Annotated in this window: 19 protein-coding genes; 11 read left to right on the forward strand and 8 right to left on the reverse strand. The window is 60.7% G+C overall.

Going from position 1 to position 24,658, the window contains the following annotated elements; genetic code table 11:
* The first annotated feature begins 3 nt into the window (after positions 1-3).
* Positions 4-4,542, forward strand: a complete 4,539-nt coding sequence (gene gltB, locus U1A24_RS08135; RefSeq protein ID WP_322321478.1) for a glutamate synthase large subunit — start codon at positions 4-6, stop codon at positions 4,540-4,542.
* A 44-nt stretch (positions 4,543-4,586) separates the two neighbouring features.
* Here the strand turns inward: gltB and U1A24_RS08140 are convergent, their stop codons facing one another.
* From U1A24_RS08140 to U1A24_RS08150, 3 genes are all read right to left on the reverse strand, one after another.
* Positions 4,587-5,096, reverse strand: coding sequence for a hydrolase (locus U1A24_RS08140; protein ID WP_322321479.1), 510 nt, complete (start codon positions 5,094-5,096; stop codon positions 4,587-4,589).
* Positions 5,097-5,245: 149 nt separating this feature from the next.
* Complete coding sequence (locus tag U1A24_RS08145; RefSeq protein ID WP_322321480.1) at positions 5,246-5,734, reverse strand: hypothetical protein; 489 nt, start codon at positions 5,732-5,734, stop codon at positions 5,246-5,248.
* 112 nt (positions 5,735-5,846) lie between these two features.
* Positions 5,847-6,950 carry an aminomethyltransferase family protein gene (locus U1A24_RS08150; protein ID WP_322321481.1) on the reverse strand — a complete coding sequence of 368 codons (1,104 nt, stop codon included), beginning with the start codon at positions 6,948-6,950 and terminating at the stop codon, positions 5,847-5,849.
* 204 nt (positions 6,951-7,154) lie between these two features.
* Here U1A24_RS08150 and U1A24_RS08155 point away from each other — a divergent pair, with 204 nt between their 5' ends.
* From U1A24_RS08155 to queG, 4 genes are all read left to right on the forward strand, one after another.
* Positions 7,155-8,057 (forward strand): hypothetical protein, encoded by a 903-nt coding sequence (locus tag U1A24_RS08155; protein ID WP_322321482.1) that lies wholly within the window; start codon positions 7,155-7,157, stop codon positions 8,055-8,057.
* 159 nt (positions 8,058-8,216) lie between these two features.
* Positions 8,217-8,954 carry a monofunctional biosynthetic peptidoglycan transglycosylase gene (mtgA, locus tag U1A24_RS08160; RefSeq protein WP_322321483.1) on the forward strand — a complete coding sequence of 246 codons (738 nt, stop codon included), beginning with the start codon at positions 8,217-8,219 and terminating at the stop codon, positions 8,952-8,954.
* A gap of 81 nt (positions 8,955-9,035) precedes the next feature.
* Positions 9,036-9,701 (forward strand): glutathione S-transferase family protein, encoded by a 666-nt coding sequence (locus U1A24_RS08165; protein ID WP_322321484.1) that lies wholly within the window; start codon positions 9,036-9,038, stop codon positions 9,699-9,701.
* A gap of 59 nt (positions 9,702-9,760) precedes the next feature.
* Positions 9,761-10,798 carry a tRNA epoxyqueuosine(34) reductase QueG gene (gene queG / locus U1A24_RS08170; protein WP_322321485.1) on the forward strand — a complete coding sequence of 346 codons (1,038 nt, stop codon included), beginning with the start codon at positions 9,761-9,763 and terminating at the stop codon, positions 10,796-10,798.
* Between the two features lie 251 nt (positions 10,799-11,049).
* Here queG and U1A24_RS08175 read toward each other — a convergent pair whose 3' ends face one another.
* The 5 genes from U1A24_RS08175 to U1A24_RS08195 all read right to left on the reverse strand — a co-directional run bounded on the left by U1A24_RS08175 (position 11,050) and on the right by U1A24_RS08195 (position 16,779).
* Entirely contained in the window at positions 11,050-12,900 is a 1,851-nt protein-coding gene (locus U1A24_RS08175; protein WP_322321486.1) for a serine/threonine-protein kinase, read from the reverse strand.
* 1 nt (position 12,901) lies between these two features.
* Positions 12,902-13,621 (reverse strand): hypothetical protein, encoded by a 720-nt coding sequence (locus tag U1A24_RS08180; RefSeq protein WP_322321487.1) that lies wholly within the window; start codon positions 13,619-13,621, stop codon positions 12,902-12,904.
* Positions 13,622-14,767 (reverse strand): OmpA family protein, encoded by a 1,146-nt coding sequence (locus tag U1A24_RS08185; RefSeq protein ID WP_322321488.1) that lies wholly within the window; start codon positions 14,765-14,767, stop codon positions 13,622-13,624.
* 142 nt (positions 14,768-14,909) lie between these two features.
* Complete coding sequence (locus U1A24_RS08190; RefSeq protein ID WP_322321489.1) at positions 14,910-16,193, reverse strand: MgtC/SapB family protein; 1,284 nt, start codon at positions 16,191-16,193, stop codon at positions 14,910-14,912.
* A gap of 157 nt (positions 16,194-16,350) precedes the next feature.
* On the reverse strand, positions 16,351-16,779 hold the full coding sequence (locus tag U1A24_RS08195) for a YqaA family protein (RefSeq protein ID WP_322321490.1): 429 nt from the start codon (positions 16,777-16,779) through the stop codon (positions 16,351-16,353).
* Positions 16,780-16,835: 56 nt separating this feature from the next.
* Between U1A24_RS08195 and U1A24_RS08200 the strand changes: the two genes are divergently transcribed.
* From U1A24_RS08200 to U1A24_RS08225, 6 genes are all read left to right on the forward strand, one after another.
* Positions 16,836-16,985 (forward strand): hypothetical protein, encoded by a 150-nt coding sequence (locus U1A24_RS08200; RefSeq protein ID WP_322321491.1) that lies wholly within the window; start codon positions 16,836-16,838, stop codon positions 16,983-16,985.
* A 400-nt stretch (positions 16,986-17,385) separates the two neighbouring features.
* The gene (locus U1A24_RS08205; RefSeq protein ID WP_322321492.1) at positions 17,386-19,458 is read left to right on the forward strand and encodes a hypothetical protein; all 2,073 of its coding nucleotides are present in this window, start codon (positions 17,386-17,388) and stop codon (positions 19,456-19,458) included.
* Positions 19,459-19,850: 392 nt separating this feature from the next.
* Complete coding sequence (locus U1A24_RS08210) at positions 19,851-20,534, forward strand: response regulator transcription factor (protein ID WP_322321493.1); 684 nt, start codon at positions 19,851-19,853, stop codon at positions 20,532-20,534.
* A gap of 262 nt (positions 20,535-20,796) precedes the next feature.
* A complete protein-coding gene (locus U1A24_RS08215; protein WP_322321494.1) occupies positions 20,797-22,110 on the forward strand; it encodes a nucleotide sugar dehydrogenase in 1,314 nt (437 codons plus the stop codon).
* A 5-nt stretch (positions 22,111-22,115) separates the two neighbouring features.
* Positions 22,116-23,588 carry a glycosyltransferase gene (locus U1A24_RS08220; RefSeq protein ID WP_322321495.1) on the forward strand — a complete coding sequence of 491 codons (1,473 nt, stop codon included), beginning with the start codon at positions 22,116-22,118 and terminating at the stop codon, positions 23,586-23,588.
* Positions 23,589-23,608: 20 nt separating this feature from the next.
* Positions 23,609-24,643: a hypothetical protein gene (locus U1A24_RS08225; protein WP_322321496.1), complete on the forward strand. Its 1,035-nt coding sequence runs from the start codon at positions 23,609-23,611 to the stop codon at positions 24,641-24,643.
* Positions 24,644-24,658: the final 15 nt, after the last annotated feature.

Here is a 24,658-nt window from a genome sequence, read left to right on the forward strand (position 1 = left end):
GCCATGACGATCTATGATGAAGCTTGGGTGAAGTCCGAGGAAGCCAAACGCGCCTATATGGACGCGAACAGCCTGTACAAAACCGAAGACGAGCATTCCTCTTGCGGCGTTGGTCTGGTGGTCGCGGTTTCCGGTAAGCCCTCCCGCAAAGTCGTGGAAAACGGCATCAACGCGCTGAAGGCGATCTGGCACCGCGGTGCCGTCGATGCCGATGGCAAAACCGGTGACGGTGCCGGCATCCATGTGCAGATCCCGGTCAAATTCTTCTACGACCAGGTTCGCCGCACGGGGCACGAGCCTGACATCCACAAGCTGATCGCCGTTGGCCAGGTCTTCCTGCCGCGCACCGATTTCGGCGCGCAAGAACGCTGCCGCACGATTGTCGAGGCCGAAGTCCTCCGCATGGGCCACTACATCTATGGCTGGCGTCACGTCCCCGTCGACACTTCGGTGCTGGGCGACAAAGCCAACGCCACCCGCCCCGAGATCGAACAGATCCTGATCCGCAACGACAAAGCCATCGACGAAGAACAGTTCGAGCGCGAGCTGTACATCATCCGCCGCCGCATCGAAAAAGCGGCCCTCGCCAGCCAGATCCAAGGCATGTATCTGTGCAGCCTGTCCTGCCGCAGCATCATCTACAAAGGCATGATGCTGGCCGAACAGGTCGCCACCTTCTATCCCGACCTGATGGACGACCGCTTTGAATCCGCCTTCGCGATCTACCACCAGCGCTATTCCACCAACACCTTCCCGCAGTGGTGGCTGGCGCAACCCTTCCGCATGTTGGCCCACAATGGTGAGATCAACACGCTGAAAGGCAACGTCAACTGGATGAAAAGCCACGAAATTCGCATGGCTTCCAACAACTTTGGCGATGCCGCCGAAGACATCAAACCGATCATCCCGGCAGGTACCTCTGACTCCGGCGCTTTGGATGCTGTGTTCGAAGCCCTCGTGCGTTCGGGCCGCAACGCGCCGCTGGCAAAAACCATGCTGGTGCCGGAAGCGTGGTCTAAAGCCACCACCGATATGAAACCCGCTTGGGCCGATATGTACGCCTATTGCAACTCGGTGATTGAGCCTTGGGATGGCCCCGCAGCGCTGGCGATGACCGATGGCCGCTGGGTCTGCGGCGGTCTTGACCGCAACGGCCTGCGTCCGATGCGCTATGTCGTGACGGGCGATGGCCTGCTGATCGCGGGCTCCGAGGCTGGCATGGTGCCAGTTGACGAATCCACCATCCGGGAAAAGGGCGCGCTTGGGCCGGGTCAGATGATTGCCGTCGATATGGCCGAGGGCAAGCTTTACCACGACGTGGCGCTGAAAGATAAACTTGCCGCCGCTCAGCCCTATGCCGACTGGATTCAGAAGATCGTTGACCTCAACGCTTTGCTGCGCGACGTGCCGGAAGTGGCGATGTTCGAAGGTGCCGATCTGCGCAAACGCCAGATCGCAGCGGGCTTTACCGTTGAAGAACTGGAACAAGTCCTCGCGCCAATGGCCGAAGACGGCAAGGAAATGATCGCCTCGATGGGCGATGATACCCCCGCCGCCGTGCTGTCCTCGGTCTACCGCCCGCTGTCACACTTCTTCCGGCAGAACTTCAGCCAGGTCACCAACCCGCCGATCGACAGCTTGCGCGAAGGCCGGGTGATGTCCTTGAAAACCCGCTTCGGCAACCTGCGCAACGTGCTGGATGAAACCAACGCGCAGTCGGAAATCCTGGTGCTGGAAAGCCCCTTCCTCGCCAATGCCGAATTTGACGTGCTGGTGCAGCGCTTTGGTGATCAGGTCGCCTTCATTGACTGCACCTTCCCGGTGAACGGCGGCCCAGACGCCCTGCGCCAAGGGCTGGAGCGTATCCGCGCCGAAGCCGAAGACGCCGTGCGTTCCGGCGCGGGCCAGTTGGTGATGACCGATCAGCATCAGTCGCCCGAAAAGGTCGCTATGCCGATGATCCTTGCCACTTCGGCGGTCCACTCTTGGCTGACCCGCAAGGGCCTGCGCACCTTCTGCTCGGTCAACGTCCGTAGCGCGGAATGTATCGACCCCCACTACTTCGCCGTCCTGATCGGCTCGGGGGCCACCACGGTCAACGCTTACCTCGCACAAGACAGCATCGCTGACCGCATCCGTCGCGGTCTGATCGAAGGCAGCCTCGTCGACGCCATGCGCCGTTATGGCTATGCCGTCGATGCCGGTCTGCTGAAAATCATGTCCAAAATGGGCATTTCGGTGATCTCGTCCTATCGTGGCGGTCTCAACTTTGAAGCCGTCGGCCTTAGCCGCGCGATGGTGGCCGAGTACTTCCCCGGTATGCAAAGCCGTATTTCGGGCATCGGTCTGCAAGGCCTGCAGATGAAGGTCGAAGAAGTCCACGCCAAGGGCTGGTTGGGTGGTGCAGACGTTCTGCCCATCGGCGGCTTCTACAAAGCCCGCCGCTCGGGTGAAAAGCACGCTTGGGAAGCGCAGACCATGCACATGTTGCAATCGGCCTGCGACCGCGCCTCGTTTGATCTGTGGAAGCAATACTCCGCCGCGATGCGCTCCAACCCGCCGATCCACATCCGCGATTTGCTCGACATCAAGACCTTGGGCAAGCCGGTGCCTATTGAAGAGGTCGAATCCATCACCTCGATCCGCAAACGCTTTGTGACGCCGGGTATGTCGCTGGGGGCCTTGGGGCCAGAGGCGCACAAGACCCTGAACGTCGCAATGAACCGTATCGGCGCGAAATCGGACTCGGGCGAAGGCGGTGAAGACCCCGCCCACTTCCTGCCCGAACCGAATGGCGACAACCCTTCGGCGAAGATCAAACAGGTGGCTTCGGGCCGCTTCGGTGTCACCGCCGAATCCCTGAACGCCTGCGAAGAGCTGGAAATCAAAGTCGCCCAAGGCGCCAAACCCGGCGAAGGCGGCCAGCTGCCCGGCATGAAAGTGACCGAGCTGATTGCTCGTTTGCGCCATTCCACCAAAGGCGTGACGCTAATCAGCCCGCCGCCGCACCACGACATCTATTCCATCGAAGACCTCGCCCAGTTGATCTACGACCTGAAACAGATCAACCCACGCGCCAAAGTCACGGTGAAACTGGTCTCGGCCAGCGGAGTCGGCACCATCGCCGCAGGCGTCGCCAAGGCGAAAGCCGACATCATCCTGATCTCGGGCCACAACGGCGGCACCGGGGCGTCCCCCGGCACCTCGATCAAATACGCGGGCCTACCGTGGGAAATGGGCCTGACCGAAGCGCATCAGGTTCTGTCGATGAACAACCTGCGCGAACGTGTGACGCTCCGCACCGATGGCGGCTTGCGCACGGGCCGCGATGTGGTGATGGCCGCCATGCTCGGGGCCGAGGAATACGGCATCGGCACCGCCGCCCTGATCGCGATGGGCTGTATCATGGTGCGTCAGTGCCAGTCCAACACCTGCCCGGTCGGTGTCTGCACCCAAGACACCGCTTTGCGTGCCAAATTCACCGGCACGGCGGATAAGGTCGTCAACCTGATCACCTTCTACGCGCAGGAAGTCCGCGAGATCCTCGCCCAGATCGGCGCGCGCAGCATGGATGAAATCATCGGTCGCGCGGACCTTCTGTCACAGGTCAGCCGTGGCTCTGCCCACCTCGATGATCTCGACCTGAACCCGCTGTTGATCACCGTCGATGGCGCGCAGAAGATCACCTATGACCGCTCGAAACCGCGCAACCACGTCCCCGATACCTTGGACGCGGAAATCGTCAAAGACGGCGCGCGGTTCTTTGAAGACGGCGAGAAAATGCAGCTGTCTTATGCGGTTCGCAACACCCTGCGCACCATCGGCACGCGGGCATCCAGCCATATCGTCAAGAAATTCGGCATGCGCAACAATCTGCAGCCCGACCATCTGACGGTGAAACTGCATGGCTCGTGCGGCCAATCCCTCGGTGCCTTCGCGGTCAACGGCCTGAAGCTGGAGGTCCAAGGCGACGCCAACGACTATGTTGGCAAGGGTCTATCAGGCGGCACCATCGTGGTGCGCCCGCAGATGTCCTCTCCGCTGAAAGCCGAGGACAACACCATCATCGGCAACACCGTGCTGTATGGGGCGACCGCAGGCTACCTGTTCGCCAGTGGTCGTGCAGGTGAACGTTTCGCCGTCCGCAACTCGGGCGCAAGCGTTGTGGTCGAAGGTTGCGGCTCGAATGGTTGCGAATACATGACCGGCGGCGTCGCGGTGATCCTTGGCCGCATCGGGGCCAACTTCGGCGCGGGCATGACCGGGGGCATGGCCTATGTCTACGATCCCCAAGCCATCGCGGAAGATTTCGTCAACGACGAAACCGTGCTGACCTGCGCCGTGGCCCACCCGCATTGGGAGGCGCAACTGCGTCATCTGATCGAGCGCCACGCGAAGGAAACCGGATCACGCATCGCCACCCGCATCCTCGCCGATTGGGCGACCGAGCGCGCCAATTTCCTGCAAATCTGCCCGAAAGAAATGCTGCCGCACCTGGCACATCCGCTGTCGGACGAAGCAGCGAAAGTCCCGGCAGAGTAATCTGCAAAACACCAGAAGGGCCCCCTTGTCCGGGGGCCTTTTCGTCAAGCAAGTTCCACCAGCCCAACGACCGGATTCGCGCCGTAGGCCTTCGCGCAATCGGGGCAAGTGGTGTAATAAAACCAAACCTGTTTCGGCTCGCGCCCCTTTTCACGGGCCAGCGCCTGCATCTGACCATGCCAGCCCCGCATCGCCGAATAAGGCCCTTCAAAAACCTTGGTGAGGAATTCGCCGCTCACCGCGATCATCTCTTCGTCGGCCACCGGGCTTTTCACAGCAAACAGATGCTCGCCGGTAAAAGCCGACGGATCGCGGGACATCACCAGCTCCTGTGATGGATCGCCCGCAAACGCCTTTGCAATATGCCTCTGCACGCGGGCATAGACCACGCCCATGTTCAGCGGCACATGCCCGATTGACAAAGTGCTGGCGCGCACGAATGGCTTGTCCTTGAAATGCAGCTCTTGCGCGTCCCACCCGGCAGGATTGAACTTGGCGCAACAGCCCGTTGTGTTCACGGATTGGTCGTTGAAGGGAGTCTGGTTGGTTTGCATGACACGCTCCTGACAGTGCATGGCATAAGCCTAGCGCCAAAGCGCGACGCCCACATTGATGCAACGCAACAGCGCCGCGCCTGCCATCGCCCGTACCAACGTAAAAAGGCCCCCGCGAACGGGGGCCTTTCCACACAATACCGCCAAACTTACTTCAGGCGGGTCACTACGCCGTCGGCGAAGGCGTTAACCATCGCGCTGTAATAAACCTTGGTGTCGGCATCTGCCGCCGTGAAGTCATAGCCCTGCGGCAGCAGCGGCTTGGCGGCTTCCACGTCGACCGTCAGGTCATAGGCGTCGTCCTTGGTGTGGTTCTTGTCATCCTGCACCAGCACGTTGCCCGTCAGCGTGGTTTCGCCCAGACCCAGCTTCTCTTGGAAGCCATTGGACAGCGCCACATCGTCGATACGGATCTTGATCACGACAGCCGCGTCGTCATCGGTCGGCGCCACTTTGGTCAGGATCGACGCTTTCAAATCATCCTGCAGCGTGCCCCAATAGGCCGCCGCCTGAGGGTTGCCGATGCCAGAGGTGTCGACAGTGACCTCAACTTCACGCACGGGCTTCATGTCTTGCGCGAAAGACGGGAAGGCAACAGCAGTGGCCATAAGAAAGGCCGCGATAGAAGTGCGAAACATGATGATCTCCATTGTTACACAGCGGCTCGGTTTCCCAAAGCCCTATGCAGCAACAACCCGCAACATCAGTTTTCGTTCCCTGCTACGATGCGATTTCCACCATGACGCAGCGTTAACCGCGCAGCCGCGCGCCCTCGGGATCAAAGAACGCCTTGCGTGCCACCCGCGCCTTAACGCCGCCCACCGTCACCTCCGCGCCCTCCACCGCATAGCCCTTCTCGATATGGGCCGTGGCCAGAACCGCCCCCACCGAATAACCATGATCGCTATAGGTCACATGCCCTACCTTGCGCCCGTCAGCCATCACCGCAGCCCCCTCCGCCGCCGGAACCTCGCCTTCCATCAGCAACCCGACCCAAGCCGTCGCCACGCCCTGATCACGCACCCGCAGCAACGCCTCGCGGCCAATGAAGTCGCCCTTGTCAAACTTGATGAACGCATCGGTGCCAACATGAAACGGCGTCACCGTCTCATCCATATCAATGCCATGCGCCGGATACAGCTTCTCCAGCCCCAAAGTGAACATCGCCTGCACGCCGTAGGGGCGCAGCCCATACGCCCCGCCCACCGTCAGCAATCCGTTCCAAACCCCCGCCGCTTCATCCGACGGCACAAATAACTCAAACCCCAACTCACCCGTAACCCCGGTGCGCGAAATCATCACCCGCGTTTCGCCAAAATGCCCCCAGGTGAAGCTCCAGCGTTTCAACGCGGTCAAATCGGCATCCGGGATCAACCGCTGCAACAGCGCCCGAGATTTCGGCCCCTGCACCGTCGGAAACGCAATCGCCGCCGTGATATCCGTCACATAGGCCCGCCGCCCCTGCGCGTGCTGCATCGCCCAATCGCGGATCTTCAACCGATTGCGTGAGCCGGACACGATCAGAAAATGCTCCTCCGCCAGCCGGAACACCGTCAGATCATCCATCACCCCGCCATCCGGCGCACAAACGCTGGCATAACGCGCCGCCCCCACCTTCATGGCGGCGGCATCATTGACGATCAGATGGTTGACCAAAGCCTCTGCCTCCGGCCCCTTCACATCAATCTTGCCCATGGTGGACAGATCCTGCACCCCCACATGCGTCCGCGTGTTCAGATGCTCGGCCTTCACATCGCCATAGTGATGCGCCGACATAAACCCCCCGCCCACAGGCCCCATCTGCGCGCCATAGGCCGAGGCAAGGGCATAAAACGGTGTGCGGCGCAGCGGCATAGGGGGCTCCGGGCTAAGGTTGCGCAAAGCCTAACAAGCCAAGCCACCCGCGCAGCATCACCCGCGACATTTTCTGTCGTGAATGGGTGGTTCCCGCCGCTATTGAGAAGCCAAACCAAGGCTGCCCAACAACGTTGCTAAACGGCCAGCACTTGCTTAGCCTCATTGTCAGCCCTCCTGCGGGCGATCAGGGGTTCGATGGCGATGGAACAACTTGCCTTCAGCTATATTCTGCTGCCCGAATGGGGGATGAAGGCGCTCAGCTATGGCTTGATCTGCTTGGGGGGCGTTATCGCTCTGCTCACCCGCACCCCCAGCTTTCGAATGCTGCGCGGCCCCTATTTCACCGGTATCGCGCTCTGCACGCTGGCCATCAGCCTCACGCAATTCTGGTGGCTTGGCGGTGGCGCGATGATGCAGGCCGGGACACTCTGGCTGCTGATGCTTGGCGATATCGTGGCCAGTCTGGCGGGTGGCTATGTCTTTGCCACCCTCGCCCAAGCCCGCTCGCTCGATGCCTACGGTGACCCCCGCAAAGCCTTTCTGGCCTTCATCCCCTTCGCTAACCTCTGGCTGTTGTTCACACCGTCGAAACACCTGCAACCCGATGGCCCGATCCAACCCGACAACGGCGCATGGGCGGGCTTGGTGGGCGCACCGGGTGCTGTGCTGGGCATCGTCTTGATGTTGATTAACCTGGCCACAGTTAAATCCGTCACCAGCGCGGTCGAAGCCGCCGCCGCCAGCGATCCCCGCGTCGCCAATGGGCTGACCCGCCACATGGCGCAATCCGACGCAGGCCTTGAAGAACTGCTGCGCATGTCGGCTCAGCAAATCACCGTGCCCGCGCGGGTTGACGAAATCACCACGCTGCACCGGGTCGATGTGCAGGGCACAACCATCCGCTACCACTATTCCATCGCCTCGGATATCGCGGAACTCCCGGCAAATTTCAGCGACGGGATCTTCCAATCCAACTGCACCAATGAAGCGATCATCCCGATTCTAAGCGGCGGCGGGACGCTTGAATATGTCTACACCAACAGCACCGGGGTCGAGGTTGCCCGCTACCGCAACGATCAAGCCAGTTGCGAAACCGCGCTGTAAGCGCGGGAGCAATCCTTAACAAACTCTGAACGACACCGCCTTAACCCCTTGAAAACGATCAAATCAGCCGTCTGTCCACACGCGGACACCGTCTCACCGCCCGCAAATTCCCCCGCCAAACCCTTGACCAAACCGAAAGCTTGGGGCCTAAGCTGCCAAATGGTCGACACCCCGAAGAAATCGCGCAAAAAGGCCGCCCCCGCGCCTGCCTTGATCGCCTCCCTTCCCAAGGGGCGACAGATCAAACGCTGGATTTTGCGGGGGCTGGCAAGCATCGCCGGCTTCTTCGGCGTCCTGATCCTGCTGTTCAGTTTCCTGCCGCCGCCGATCAACCTCTATCAACTCTCCGAAAGCTTGCGCTTGGGCGGCATCAGCAAGGATTGGGTCAACTGGGATGAAATCGCCCCGGTGATGGGCCGCTCGGTTGTCGCGGCTGAAGACGCCAATTTCTGCCTGCACTGGGGCTTCGATATGGCCGCCATCCGCGCCGCCGCCGAACAGGGTGGCAATCGCGGCGCCTCTACCCTGACGCAACAGGTCGCCAAGAACGTCTTCCTCTGGCAAGGCCGCAGCTGGCTGCGCAAGGCCATCGAAGCGGGTCTCACCCCGGTGGTCGAGCTGGTCTGGTCGAAGCAGCGCATCCTTGAAGTCTACCTCAACGTCGCCGAATTCGACGAGGGCGTGTTCGGCGTGCAAGCCGCCGCCCAGCACTATTTCGGCGTCGATGCCCGCGATCTCTCTGCCCTGCAAGCCGCCCGCCTCGCCGCAGTGCTGCCCAACCCGAAAGACCGTTCCGCGTCCAAACCCAGCAGTTTCGTCCGCAAACGCACCGGCGCGATCATGTCAGGCGCCGAGACCATTCTGGCGGATGGCCGCGCGGATTGCTTTCAAGACTGAAAACCGCCGGGATTGTGGTTGAATTCCGCGCCCCTTCGCGGCATTGAAGATCAAAACCCGCATACAAAGATCCATCCCTTCATGATCCGTCTCTATCATTTCCCGCTCTCGCCATTCTGCCGCAAGGTGCGCCTGACTTTGGCCGAGAAACGGCTGGAGGTAGAGCTGATCGAAGAACGCTATTGGGAGCCTTCCCCGGATTTCCTGCGCCGCAATCCAGCGGGCAAAGTCCCGGTGCTGCGCATCGAAAACCGCGTGCTGTCGGAAAGTCAGGCGATCTGTGAATATCTGGAAGAGGCTTACCCGAACCCGACGCTGATGCCGCGAGACATCGACATGCGCTTTGAAGTGCGTCGCCTCTGCGCCTGGTTTGATGACAAATTCCACGCCGAAGTCACCTCGAAACTGCTGTATGAGCGGGTCAACAAGAAGATCATGGCGCATGGCTACCCGGATTCCAAAGCCGTGAAGTCGGGGGCAGGGCGGATCAAATACCACCTCGATTACCTCGGCTGGCTGCTCGATCAGCGCCGCTGGCTGGCAGGCGATGTGATGACCTTGGCCGATCTGACCGCCGCCGCGCATATCTCTTGCCTCGATTATATCTCGGATGTCGATTGGAACCGCTCGGCCACGGTGAAAGACTGGTATGCCAAGATCAAATCGCGGCCTTCGTTCCGCACCCTGCTGGCCGATCAAGTGCCGGGCTTCCCGCCCCCCGCGCATTACGCCGATCTGGATTTCTAGCTGAAACCGCCGGGGACGCTTCGCCCCCCGGACCCCCAGAGGATATTTGAGCAGAGAGGATGACCTTGCCGTCTCTGAAGGATCATCTGATCGCGCAAGCTTTGCAGGAGGGTTTCTCCAAAGTCGGCATCTGTGCCCCCAATGCGGTGCCCGAAACCGCCGGGCGGTTGCGGCAATTTCTACAAGCCGATCACCACGGCCAGATGACATGGATGGCCGAGCGCGAGCATTGGCGCGGCAATGCAGCGGCGCTGTGGCCCGAGGCGCGTTCGGTGATCATGCTGGCCGAGGTTTACACGCCAGAGGCGGACCCTATGGCCGTGCTCGCACAGCCCGACCGCGCGGCGGTCTCGGTCTATGCGCAGGGCAAGGACTATCATGATCTGGTGAAGCGGCGGTTGAAACGGCTGGGCGGCTGGTTTGCAAATGCCGCCAAGGCCGAGATCAAGGTCTTCGTCGATACCGCCCCGGTGATGGAAAAACCCCTCGCCGAAGCGGCAGGTCTGGGCTGGCAAGGCAAGCATACCAACCTGCTGTCGCGCGATCTGGGCAACTGGTTTTTCCTTGGCGCGATCTTCACCACCGCCGATCTGCCAAAGGATGCGCCCGAGGTCAGCCATTGCGGCACCTGCACCGCCTGTCTGGAGGCTTGCCCGACCAACGCTTTCCCCGCGCCTTACCAGTTGGACGCGCGCCGCTGTATCTCTTATCTGACCATCGAGCATAAAGGGCCGGTTGATCCCGAGCTGCGCGCGCTGATGGGCAACCGGATTTATGGTTGTGATGATTGCCTTGCTGCCTGCCCGTGGAACAAATTCGCCCAAGCCGCCCGCGACATCGGCTATCAGCCAAGGGTCGGCGCGCCCGAATTGGCCGATCTGGTCAGCCTTGATGATACCGCCTTCCGCGTGCGCTTTGCGGGCAGCCCGATCAAGCGCATTGGCCGCGACCGTTTTGTGCGCAACGTGCTGTATGCCATCGGCAACTCTGGCCTGCCGGGGTTGGCCGCCGATGCCGCGCCCTTGCAGGCTGATCCAGACCCGACCGTGGCCGAGGCAGCGGCTTGGGCACTGGCCCGGTTGGCTGGACAGGTGTGAGCTGAACCAAGAGCCGCCCGCGGGGGCATCGAGCCCCCTCCGGCGGCGTTGCCACGGCAAGGATGATCGCTTCGGCGCAGCCTGGATCTGGCAACGCCGTTCAAAGCGGCTCGATGCCGCTGCGGACGGCTCTTGGTGGCAGGTCAGAAAGCTGGGCCAGTTCAAGCCAAAGATTAAGAAAGTGTGAAAGTGACCACCCTATATCATTGACATAAAACAGAAAAATTTGGTCCCGAGTTGGGACCATGCCTTCAGGGTGCTTCCAGGCTCAGCAGCCGTTGATCCATCGAGAGCAGCTTCGCCTGTTTCAGCCGCGCCACAAATTCCGCCACCGGCTCTATCATCGGACCTGGCTCCAACGCCGCCTCAGACCGCAGCAGCAGAACCATCGCCAGCCCCAGCCCCGCCGGATTGACCACCAGAACAGGCCGCCCGGCTCCCGCCTCCATCACCGGAAACGCTACCCGCAGCTTGGCCTGCCCGGCCCGCTGACTGCCCTGCAAAAGATGCAGCACCTGCCCCGATCCATCCACCACCACGACCGAAAGATACCCCCCGCCGTCTGGCACAGTCAGATCAATCACCGGGTTCTCCCCGACCAGATAGCGCCCGTCCGGGTTAGGATCGCTGCGGTCGCCATAGCCAAGCGAGATCGCAGCCCCGCCCGCGCCCAACACAGGCAAAGCATTCAACACCGCACAAATTGCGGGGTTCAGTTGAGCAAGGTCCAGAGTCACCCCTCGCTTGCCGAGCAGCGGGGCAAGCCCATCACGCAAAGTCGCCGCTGCCGCGTCAGACCCGACACGCCCTGTGATCCTCACCGGATCGGCTTCAGCATAACCCGCCGCAGGTGGATCGCTCAGGCTCAGCGGTCCGCAGGTTTGCGCTGTGGTGAGGTGCTTGCTCAGGGTCTCGGCGGTCAGCATGTCGGGGGGCGCGGCGATGGGGTCAGCAGGCTGCGGCTGTTGCGTGGGCTCCGGGGGGAGAGGGGTCTCTGCAATCGGCTGGATTGGCGTGGGGGTGAAGGCACCCGAGAAATAGGCAACAGCGCTGGCAGCCAGCAAGGCCACAACAGCAAGCGGCAGCAGCACAGATTTCTGCGCAGTCGGCGCCGCCACAGTCATGACCGGCAAGGCGGGCGGGCTGCCGAACGGGCTGGCATCGTTGGTCTCAGCCGCGATGCTGCCACCGATCACCGTGGCATTCGGGTCGGGGCCGGGCACCAATCCGGGGTTATCCAGCGCCGCGATCACTTGGGCCATCGTCTCGGGGCGCGCCGCAGGGTCAGGCGACAGCATCCAGCGCAGCAACGGCACCAGTGCTGCATCCACGCCGGTCAAATCCGGCACTGCCGCGCGCTTGCCGACAGCGTCGACGATAGAGGAGCCCATCTCCAGTACAGCCCCCTTGCTGGCCGCCGCTGCCACCAAAGCCAGCGAATAGATGTCCGACCGCCCATCGACATGGCCGCCAAAAGCGCCCAGCTGCTCAGGCGCCACCCAGTTGAACTTGCCAGCAAACTGGCCCTGCAACAACGTGCCCGCACCAATGGCCGAAGATTTCGCGATGCCGAAGTCGATCAACTTGGCATGTTCAACCAGGCCATCCTCCAGGATGATATTATCGGGCGACATATCCCGGTGCACCACGCCCGCACGATGCGCCTTTTCCAGACCCGAGGCGACACGGCGCAGCATCACCTTGACCTCATCCAACGGCATCGGCCCGGTTTCAATCCGTTCGGACACCGGGGTGCCCGAGACGAATTCCATCACCAGACAGGGCCGCCCGATCACAGGGTCATTGGTGAACACATGATAGCGCACGATGGCTTCGTGGCTTAGCCGCGACAATGTGGTGCTTTCCTTCTGGAACAGCGCCACGATCTTCGGGTCATGCGCGAGGCTGGGCAGCACGATCTTGATCGCCACAGGCTCGCCATTGTGGATGTTATGGCCGCGATACACCTCGCCCATGCCACCGGCGCTGATCAGTTTTTCGATCTCATAGGTGCCGATGATCCGGGTGCCGCCCGAGACGGTGGTGGCGCGCTCACGCGGCGGATCAGACGGATGACCGGCATCGGGGGGAACCTGCGCCATGCTACTTACACCCGCCCAAAGCCCAGGCCTGCAGGCCGATCTTGAAGGTTTCACCCAAGGGATGCGGCTTGGCCAAAGCCTCGGCTGCTGCGGGTTTGGTGTAGGTATTGGCTTGGTCACACAGGCTGGCTTCGGTCCAGGCGTGACAGTTTGCGCAGGATTTGTCGCGCCACGCCGCTTCCGGCAAGCCTTCGATCGGGGCGAACTGTGGGGTAGCGGTGGCAATCAGATCGGCAATCGACAGGCCCTTGATATGCTCGCCCACCGGAAACGGCGTGGTGAAGGTCAGACCGGCAAGCTCGGCCATCGGATCGGGCGCAGGCGTGACCGGAGCAGTCAGCGCCAGCAGCGCCAACTCGCTTTGCGCGAGGCCGGCGAACAGACCCTGTGGATAGGCGGCAAGGTAAGCCTGATAATCTGCGGCGGCTTTTGAGGTTTGCGCAGCGCTGATCAAGGCGCGCTGCACAACATAGCCGTCAACCGCTTCAACCGGCATCAGGCCCAGCCCACGCGCGGTGGCGATGGTCTTCTCCAGCAGAGCGTTTGCCTCGGCCAGGTGCGGGCTTTGCGGGTGATTTTGCACGAACGCTTGCAGCAAGCCGATGTCTTCAGACGTCTGGGCGGCTTGCCACGCGGCGGCTTCATCGCTTTGCGCCTGCAGCGGCGGACCAAGGAAACTCAGCACCAAGGCCAGCACATATATAACCCTGCTCTGTCGCATCTATTGCTGCACCAACGCGAACTCGATCCGGCGGTTGCGTGATTTGTGCTCGGACGTGTCATTGTCGAAGATCGGCTTGTCCTCACCGTAGCCGATGGCGGTGAAGCGGTCGGCGGCAAGGCCCTTGTTCTCGAGGTAGCGCACCACGGCTTTCGCGCGCTGCTGCGACAGATACTGGTTGGCGGAGGGGGAACCATCCGAGTCGGTATGGCCCGACACTTCGATCTTCAGGCCGGGGCAGCGCGCGCTGATATCAGCGACGCTGTCCAGCAAGGCTGCGCTGCTGGCTTGCAGGCGGGCGGACCCTGAGTGGAAGGTGATGTTGCCGCTGCGCGACAGGATTTCAAAACGTCCCTCGCAGGCAGCAAGATCCAGATCACCCGTAGGCTCTTGTGCGACGGCAGCTGGATCTGGCGCAGCCGGGGTGGTTGCTTCTGGGGCAGGTGTTTCCGGCGTCGCAGGCGCTTGCGCAATCACTTCGGGGGCCGCTGCTTCAGGCGTTGGAGTTGGCGCGGGGGTGGCCCCGCCATTGCGCTTCAAGGTCAGATCAAAACTGACGGTACCCGACGGGATGATCACCACATTCGCCGCCTCTTGCAGCTTTTGCACGCCCTCACCCAGCCCGAAATCATCGGTCGCAATCACCACTGGCACCGTCGAGGACACCACAACGGTATCATCCTGCAACAAGGTCACGGCCACATCGGTCTCAAGCTGTTTTTTCACACCGTGCAGATCCAGTGTATAGGTCAGATGCAGGGTCTTGCGCCGCAGGGTGGGAAGATCGGCCAGATCAGCCGGGTTGATTTTGGCGGTGATCACGGCTTCGGGGAAGCGGAAGGTTTCAAACAGCAGGAACCGCATCCGCACATTGCGCAGATCAATCTTGGTGTCGACCGAATCCAGAAACACATGCAGCGACAGCGTGCCATCGGCGGTCAGCCCGCCAGAAAACGCCGCGAAACTGCTGGATTCAACAACGGTGACATTCTTGACCGACTGAAACCGCAGCTGAGAGCTTTGGGCTTCTATCTGCCAGCCAGGTGCAAAGCCTATATCCTGCGCGGCCAGCGGCAGCGGTGCCAGCATTGCGATCAAGACCAGACACAGCTTCATCCGGGTCAGCGCGTCAAATAAGCTGGTCATCGAAAAGCTCCTGAATCGCAATGGTCGCAGGACGGTCGGGCAGCAATTAGGACGGCAACAGGTTCATAATTCTATCAGATCAGCGTATCGGAAGGCCACCAACCACGCAAGGGCGGCGGCATCCCTGCGGTTGTAGGATGGCTCAGGCTGGCAGAGGCAACAAAGGCCCAGCCTGTCCAGCCGCCAACAGCGCATAGGCAACCCCGCCCGCTGCCGCGGCAGCGAGGGTGCTCGCCAGCAGCGGCAACCAGAAGCGGACCGGACCGGCTAGAACGGCCAGCGACAATCGTCCAAAGGCATTGGAGGCAAGTGCGATCAGGATCGCCAAGCCGATCACCGGCAGTCCGATCGCAGTGGTGTCAAGGCGCAGCGCACTCAGCACCGCGACATCGACGTCAAACATGCCCGACATGGCCGAGGTTGCGGGCAGGCTGGCTCCGCCGAACTGCCCCACAAGCGCCGCGCTTGCCGTGGAGACAACGGCAAACAGCAGGGCAAACACCAGAAGGGCGCGCAATTCGAACGGGTTGCGCAGCATCTCGTCGGGTTGCTGCGCATCGGTGCCGCGCAATAGCATGGCCAGCCCCGCAGCCCCCAGAACGCCCGCCACACAGAGGGCAGGAACCACGACATGGGGCAGGATCTCGCGGCGCAACAGCGCGATGACGATCAGCACACGCAGCACCGAAACCATCGCGGCCAAAGTTGCGGCGCCAACCAAAGGTCGCACCTGATCGGCACTTTTCGCCATCCGCGCCAGTGCGACCGTGACCGCGGTTGAAGACGCAACAGCCCCCGCCAGCGCACTGACCAACAGGCCGCGCGTCGGGCCAAGCACCCGCACGGCGATATAGCCCGCATAGGAAATCGTCGCGATCAGCACGGTGAAGAACCAGATCTCCCACGGGTTCAACCCACCCCACGGGTCGATGGTCCGGTTCGGCAGTATCGGTAGCACGATGGTTGTCATCACCGCCAGCACCAGCGCCGAGCGCAGTTCGACCCAGCTGAGGCGGCGCAAGGTTGCATGCAAAATCTCTCGGCTGGCGAGGACGGCAGCCAGCGCCGCACCGCCCGCCGCCGCGACACGATAATCGCCAGTGACCGCCAGTGCGCCCAGACCAAACACCCCAAGACCTGCCATGACCCCGGTGACGCTGAAGTTTCCGTCGTGGCGGGCTTCGTGAAACTGGAACACGCCCAGCAATACCGCCACACAGAGAAAGCCTGTCGCAAAGATCAATGGGGCGGCCATTTCTACCGCGAGGGCGGCAAATATTCCGCCCAGAAGGCCAAAGATGCCGAAGGTCCGAAGCCCGGCGGTTCGGCTCCCTGCAGGCTGCTCGCGTTCGCGCCACCCACGCTCCAGCCCGACCAGCAAACCGATCGCAAGCGCCACGCCCAGCCGAAAAAACTGATCTTCCATCCGGTCTTTGATCCTTTGCCCGGAAGTGACGGAACGATGACGCCCCCGTTGCACAGTAGGGGGAAAATCGGCAGATATCTACCTTCCGAAAGTCGAGCTTCAGCATCCTCTGGATGGCGGCAACTGGTGTCGTGATTGTGCTTGCGAAACCGGCGCGTCAGACTAGCTGCAGCGTCGCCCAGACCAGCACCAGATAGCGCCCGGCTTTGGCCAGCGTGACGATCAGCGCGAAACGCCAGAACGGTTCGCGCATCACTCCGGCGGCCAGTGTCAAAGGATCACCGATGATCGGCAGCCATGCCCCCAGCAGGCTCCAATACCCCCATCGGGCATAGCAGCCTGCCGCCCGGTCCAGTTGGCGCTTTGACACTGGAAACCAGCGCCGGTCGGCAAAGCGGATCAGAAACCGCCCCAGCGCCCAGTTCAGCACCGAGCCCAGCACATTGCCCAGCGTTGCCACTACCAACAGCAGCCAAACCGGCTGCGCGGCGTTCAGGATCAGCGCCACCAGCACGGCCTCGGATTGCGCCGGTATCAGCGTGGCGGCGGCAAAGGCGGCAAGGAACAGACCGACAAGTTCCAACATGGCTCAGACGGTACGCGGCCAGCGCCGGTGCAGCTGGTCGATCACGAAGCATGGCGATGCTGGACCCCGTGTTCCAGCAGATGCGGATGATCGGCGGGCAGGTCGCAGTGGTCATGTGGCAGGCTGATGTCATCCTACGCGGGCCAGATCCGCAGCACCGCGATCAAAACCAGACACAGTCTCATCCGGGTCAGCGCGTCAAATAAGCCGATCATCGAAAAGCTCCTGAATCGCAATGGTCGCAGGACGGTCGGGCAGCAATTAGGACGGCAACAGGTTCATAATTCTATCAGATCAGCGTGTCGGAAGGCCACCAACCACGCAAGGGCGGCGGCAGGTGATGAATGGCGCGAATCAGTCCAATGCGCGGGCAGTGCTTGGACTGGGCGAGCTGTAAGTCTATCCATTATATCGATATTTTCGAAACAATTATCGAATACTGTTGCTGATTGATTAACAATGCATAGGGTAGTCGCCGACAGGTTCTGTCAGGCAAATCCCTCGCAACCCATCCCGGCGCAGAGCTGCCGCAGCTCAAACACATTCGTGCCCGATTTCAACTGCAGCTCAGAGGGGTCCGCTGCCTAAACAACCCAAAGGTGTGTCATGTCCGCTGCCCTCTACACCGCTGCCACAGCGCTCTCTGAATCGGCTCCGGTGATCACGATTGCTGCCGGAAGCTCGGCTGCCACGATCCAAGCCGCCATCAACACGGCTGCTGCAGGGACGCGTATCGTGTTGCAGCAAGGCAGCTATACCTTTGACAAAACAGTGGTGCTGAACAGGGACGGCATCACCCTTGAGGGGCAGGGCAATGTGACAATCATTGCGGATAAGGCGTTGGCTGGCGCACCTGCGTTGCAAATCGGCTCGGTACTGTTTCGCGAGACGGAAACCAATGCGATGAAGCTGACCCAAGCGGCAGACGAAGGCGCGACCAGCCTTGAGGTGGCGAATGGCGCAGCGCTTAGAGTCGGCGATGTCTTGTGGATCGAGCGTCCGAACGATGCGGCCTTGTTCACGGAGATCGGCGATACTCAGTGGCAGCAGGACAAACCGCTTCGCACAGCAATGGTCGTTGTAACTGCCGTCAACGGCAATACCGTTGTGCTGGACCGTGAGTTGCCCTTCGCGTTTGATGCCGCAACGACAACGGTGGCTGTGGCGAATACGGTTGAGGATGTGACCGTGCGCAATCTGACCTTCCAAGGTGACTACGGCACCGCAGACGCCAGCAAGTTCAGCAACATCAACAAGGCCGAAGACGGTGGCATGATGGTGCTGGTCAACAGCTCGGTGCGCACCGTCATCGAGAATGTCGATATCGTGCAGCCGGGCTCGAACGGATTGGTCTTGGGCCGCTCGATTGACGCTGTCGTCGATGATGTGACGGTAACCGGGGCGCATAACAAAGGGGATGGCGGCAACGGCTATGGCTTTTGGATTCGCGATGTTTACAACAGCACCTTCACTAACCTGCAAGTGATCGATACCCGCCATGCAGTGCTGTTTGCCAGCTACACCTCGGCGGCGAACAACACCATTGAGGTCGATTTCACCAACCGCGACATTAATTTTCACGGCGGTTTGGATCATGGCAACACGGTCATCGTGCATAACTCGATCCGCACCGTGGCTGAGCAAAGCTTCATGGCCTCCGTAAGCTTTTTTAATCCCGGCACCAGCTATGGTGCGCCAACGGATGCCGACGCCAACGTGATCAAGTTTGAGAACGTTGTGGCCACGGTGCGAGCCGATGCGGTGGTGGCCGTCGATACTGGCGCGAAGATCAGCACGCTGTCGGGAAATGACAGTGTGATCGGTGGAGCGGGCAATGACTGGATTGATATGGGCACAGGCGCTGATCTGGTGCTGGCTTCGGCTGGAGATGACACGATCAACGGTGGGCAAGGCGTTGATCGTCTGGTGATGGGGTTGCACAGCTCGCAGGTGCTGGTGACAACGATTGACGGGCAATGCGTCGTGCTTAGCGCACTGGGTCGCAGCTTTATCTCAGGTATTGAGGAGTTCGAATTTATTGATGGTATCAAATCCGTCACCAGCAAGCCGCTCGCGGTGGTATCTGCCTCAAACGCCGCTGTCGGGGCTGCATCGACCAGCATCGATGTGACCAGCGACAGTATGGCAGATTCCAGCGTGCAGGGTGTGCGTCTGACCGGCCGCACCGACCTTGATTTTGTCGGCAATGCCAATGGCAACCGTGTCATCGGCAACGCGGGCAGCAACATCATCTTCGGAGAGGCTGGCGACGACGGCCTGCACGGCTATGCGGGCCATGATCTATTGAACGGCGGCCTAGGGAACGACTCTTTAAGTGGTGGGTTGGGCCAAGATACGCTGAACGGTGGCGCGGGTAAGAACTCGATCATCGGGGGGGCTGGGGCGGATGTGTTTATCGCAAGCAACGGTATCAACACGGTGCATGATTTCAGCATCGCTCAGCATGACAGCCTAGTATTCTTTGGATTCAACGATGACGATCTGGCTGAGTCACTGTCGCACTGGTCCAGCCATACCCTGACATCTGCGGATGATTTTGCAATCAGTGAAGTGATGCGTGCCGGCGTGTCCTATCTGACGTTGACCTCTGATCTGGGCGATTCGCTGATTCTCAGAAATGTTGACACAACCGCATTGCATGATTATCTTTTGAATTAGCATTTCTAACATTGGGGCGATTCTGCAGACTTTAGGCGTTAGACTATCGAAAAGTGGCGTAGCGGTGTTCAGGCATGGCGCAATAACTTCGGTAGAAGAGTGTCAGGAAATTCCTTGCAGAAAAGATTCAGGGCGGCTGCCGAACTGAGCACCTGCTGGAATCTTGGTCCAATTTTGGGATCATTTGGGCGAAATGACGCTTAATGACGCAGTGGCTCGCCAGTGCGTCATTGTGCTGTCGTGAATCTTGAGCACATGCTTCCCCTGTAAATATGAAGAGTAAAGTTGTTCCAATCGGGGGGAGCCGATTAATATTCACATGTTTTCGTCGCGTGGCGGAGCATCATTTGCGTCGACGCACGAGGAAATATACCCCTAAGGGAACGCAAAGAATGATCGCGGAAGACCAGATGATCCATATGGTCGTCATCGACAAAGACCCGATGTTCGCGCTTGGCTTGTGCTCGTTGCTGGAAAAGCGGCTAAGTATCAGCGCATCGGCCTTCGCCCCGGTCGACTTGCTTCAGGCGGGTCCAGATCATCGGTATACCGATCAGGCGGCGTCGCGGGTCGATATCGCCTTACTGGACCCGGCCCAGATTGATCTGCCAGCAGGACATTTGGCTAAGCGGCTGCGCGAGCGGTTTGGCGCGCGCTGTCTGATCAGTTACACCAATGATCTTTCCATGACGCTGGCGCGTGCCAGCCTTGCCGCAGGTTTTCGCGGCGTGCTTCCACGCTCCGCCGGGCTAGAGCAGCTTGAAGCCGCAATCATGGCCGTGCATGGCGGGGCCACTTGTATCGACCCTGCCTTCGCGAACTTGTTCGATTCTGTGCAGACGGCAAAATCAGTCCCGCGCCAGCGCGAACTGACTGAACGCGAGATTTATGTTCTGAAGTCGGTGGCGTTCGGCAAAAGCCTGAAAGAGATCGGGCTCGAGCTCGAGTTGTCGTCGAAAACCATCGAGACTTACAAGGCGCGGGGCAGCAGCAAACTTAATCTGCAAGGCCGTCGGGCCATCGTCGAATATGCGATTCGCAATGGTTGGGTTCAATCGGAAAAGCGTACCGCCTGAGATATCAAAACAGGGTAAAAGTCTGGCCTCGGGGCATCTGAAAGGATGCTCCGGGGTCAAAGCCATTTCTGCCGCAATGCAGCATAATCTTTTCGGTTTATCCCTACGCTAGTCCAAAAGATGTAAGGGATTGAGTAAAAATTACATCAAAAATGAGGGGTTACCCTGACTTTCCATCCGCGCCGAGCCGGACTTATGGTGCCAACAATGCTGCGCTGCCGCATTTTCGCCACAGATTTGGCGCTTTGAGAGGACTGTTCGGATGGCCAAAATTGTCGTGTTTGGGATTGGATATGTGGGCGTGGTTTCGGCAGCTTGTCTGGCGAAAGACGGCCACGAGGTGATCGCGGTTGACGTTGATCCGGGCAAGGTCGCCTCGATCAATGCGGGCCTGTCGCCCATCGTCGAGCATGGATTGCCCGAATTGATCGCCGAGGTTTTTGCCGCCGGTAAGCTGACCGCAACGCTTGATGCCGCGGCCGCCGTGCGCGCTGCCGATGCGTCGTTTGTCTGCGTTGGCACCCCTTCGGCGGAAGATGGTTCCATCGGATTGAAGTATGTCGAAAGCTGCTGCCGCGCGATTGCTTCGGCACTTCCGGGCAAAGATGGTTTCCATTCGGTCATCGTGCGCTCGACCATTGTGCCTGGCACGATGGAGAAGGTCTGCATCCCGATCCTTGAAGAATATTCCGGCATGGAGGCGGGCGTTGGTTTCGGCGTCGGCTACTACCCCGAGTTCCTGCGCGAAAGCACCGCCATTCAGGATTACTACGATCCCGGCCTGATCGTGTTTGGTGCGCTGGAGAAAAAGACCGCCGACTTCCTGACCATGCTGAACAAAGACCTGCCCTGCGATGTGAACGTCGTGGATGTGCGCTCGGCCGAGATGATCAAATACACCTCGAACGCGTGGCGCGCGGTGAAGGTCACGTTCGCCAACGAGATCGGCAATATTGCCAAGGCTTGTGGCCTTGATGGTCAGGCCGTGATGAAGATCCTGTGCTCGGATCACAAAGTGTCGATGAGCCCGTATTTCATGCGCCCCGGCTTTGCCTTTGGCGGATCGTGCTTGCCGAAAGACGTGCGGGCCTTGCGTTCGATTGCCGCCGATATCCAAGTGGCCTCGCCGCTGCTGGATGCCGTGTTGGTTGCCAATGCCGAACAGATCAACCGCGCCGAAGCGATGGTGATGGCGTCGGGCTCCACTTCGGTGGGTTTGGTAGGCATCAGCTTCAAACCCGGCACCGATGACATGCGCGAAAGCCCTCTGGCCGAACTCGCCGCGCGCCTGATCGACCAAGGCATGACCCTGAACGTCTATGACCCCTTCGTCCACGAAGCCTATGCCAATGACATGAGCGCGGCGGGCCGTGGCAACGATTACAACATTGATCTGAAGGACCGGTTGGTGCCGACGATCAAGGAACTGCTGGCGAAATCGGACATCGTGCTGGTCGGCAACAAATACGACGACACGCTGGAAGAACTAAACGCCGCCACCCATCCGGTGATCGACCTGACCCGGATCAAAGCGGGCAAACGCTCGGGCGGCACCTATCAGGGCATTTGCTGGTAATGATGATGCTGGGACATATCGCCTTTATCGCTGTGATGGTGGGGCTTGGCCTGAGCCTGCCGTTCCATGCGATGGGCGATGTGGGCAGCGCTTTGGTAGTGGTCGGGGTGATTGGCCTCTGGCGCTACACTTGGGCTGCGATCAACTTCACGCGGGCGGCGCTGTTCCTGAAATGGGTCTATCCGCAGCGCAAGGCGCGGGCGATGGCGGCTTATGCTGCTTTGCCCATGCCTGCCCATGCGTATTTTCTGGTGACCAGCTACAAGATCGAACCCGAAGTCACCACGCGGGTCTATCAAGCCCTGTTCCGCGCGGCAGCCGCCTCGGCTGGCGGGGCCACCGTGGTGTGTTCGGTGGTCGATACCGCCGATGCCCGCCTGATCCGCAACATCTTTGACCGGATGGCGGTGGATACCTCGAACACCCGGCTGATGGTTGACCAGATCGCAGGTACTGGCAAACGCGACGCTTTGGCGCGGTCGCTGCGTCTGATCGCAGGCGAGGCACCGACCCGCCGCGATATCGTCTTGTTCGTCGATGGCGACAGCTGCGTGCCGGAAGACATCGTGGCCGCCACAGCCCCCTTCTTCACAAATCCCGATATGGGCGCTGTGACCACCGACGAAGAAGTCGAGATCCGCGCCACCGACATGCCGTTGTTCCGCGATTGGTTCATGCTGCGTTTTAACCAGCGTCAGGTGATGATGTCGTCGATGGGCCTGTCCGACCGTGTGCTGACCCTGACCGGGCGGATGAGCGTGGTGCGCGCCGATCTCGCCACCAATGCGGGCTTCATCAACCAAGTGCAAAGCGATTTCATCGACCATTGGCGCTTGGGGCGGGTGAATTTCCTGACCGGCGACGACAAGTCGACTTGGTTCTGGCTGCTGAAGAACGGCTACAAAATGGGTTATCTGCCCGACGTGGCTTCGCTGTCGATGGAAAGCCAACCGCGCCCCGGTTTTGTGGACTCGGCCCTGACCCTGATGGTGCGCTGGTTCGGCAACATGCTGCGCACCAATGGCCGGGCGCTGTCTTTGTCGCCCAACAGCATCGGCTGGTTCACCTGGTGGTCAATCCTGGATCAGCGTGTCGGCATCTGGACCACGCTTGCGGGCCCAATCTCGGTGCTGTTCGGCGCGGTGTTTATCGAGCCGTTAGCGCTACCCGTCTACATCGCCTGGATCATGTTCACCCGCTACACCTACTGCTGGATCTTGGCGACCGTGCGGATGCAGCCCTTCCCGATCACCTACCCGTTCTTGCTGTACTTCAGCCAGATCACAGGGGCAGCCGTCAAAAGCTTCGTGCTGTTCCGCCTCGATCGTCAACGCTGGACCCGGCAATCCGCCCGCAAGGCCCGCGCCGTCGCACTCCCATTCCGCCAACGCCTGCAAGGCTGGTCGTCGGCTTTCTCCCACTCCCTCGCCCTTGGATGGCTGACTTTGGGTGTGGTTCTTCTGTCTGGCATTGTCTGAATTCGCGAAGGAATACGAAAATGGACACCAACACCGCTGAAAGCCAAACCATCGGCCACCTGCCCAATCTGCCCGTTCAGGGCGAGCATCCTTTGCTGGATATTCCCTTCGTCGTCGGCATCGACGGGCGGCAGTTCAAGGGCGAGCGGTTGTCGCTGGTCGCCGCCGAAATCACCGGGCTGATGGGCCCCGCGCTGGACGGGGCCACCCGTCTGATGCGCTTCATGTTCCCGTTCAAGGGCTTCAGCGTCACGCTGGAGGTGTTGGGGCAAGTGCAATCTTCCGACCACGAAAAGGGCACCGCCACGGTCAATTTTGTCGATCCGGCGGGTGAGCATCTGCCGCAGCTGCGCCATCTGATCAATTCCTACATCGCGGGCGATCTGGTTGCCTTGGGCGAAGTGATCGGCGTCGCCCCGTCGATCCCATCGCCCGCCAATCGCGCCGCCGCGATGAATGCCAAACGGCTGACCTTCAGCCGCGTTTTGGGCAGCGCTGGGCTGGCACTCGCCACACTCGCCTTGGTCGCAGCCGTAGGCACCTTGGCCTACAACCGCATCTTCACCCAACCCCTCGCCGCCCCCGGTCTGGCCGTGCAAGACGGCATGACCCTGACCGCCACCGCGGGCGGCCAAGTCGATTACGTCAACCTCGCCGCCGCCAAGGGCGAGGTTGCCTTCACCATCCGCGCCACCTCTGGCGAGATGCTGTCGATCGCGATGCCCTGCGATTGCACCGCAACTGCCCTTGCCGCAACAGTCGGTGCCACCGTCAGCACAGGTGAGCCGATGCTGAACGTCCACACCGCAGATGCGCCCGTGCTGCTGACCGCAACCGTGCCCGCCGCTGATGTGCTGACGCTGGCTTTTGCTGATCACGTCAAGGTGCAATTCGGCGACGGCAGCACGATCAACGCCGCCGTTGATCCCGCCAGCCTGCGCGCCGAGGCCACCGATGCGGGTCTACCCGTGCGGCTGATCCCGGCCACCCCTTTGCAAGCCGACCAGCTGGGCCAACTGGCCAAGCTGACAATCATCAAGAAGTCCTGGTTCTGATTCAAGACGTTACCC

The organism is Cypionkella sp., assembly GCF_034376685.1.
Taxonomy (GTDB): Bacteria; Pseudomonadota; Alphaproteobacteria; order Rhodobacterales; family Rhodobacteraceae; genus Cypionkella.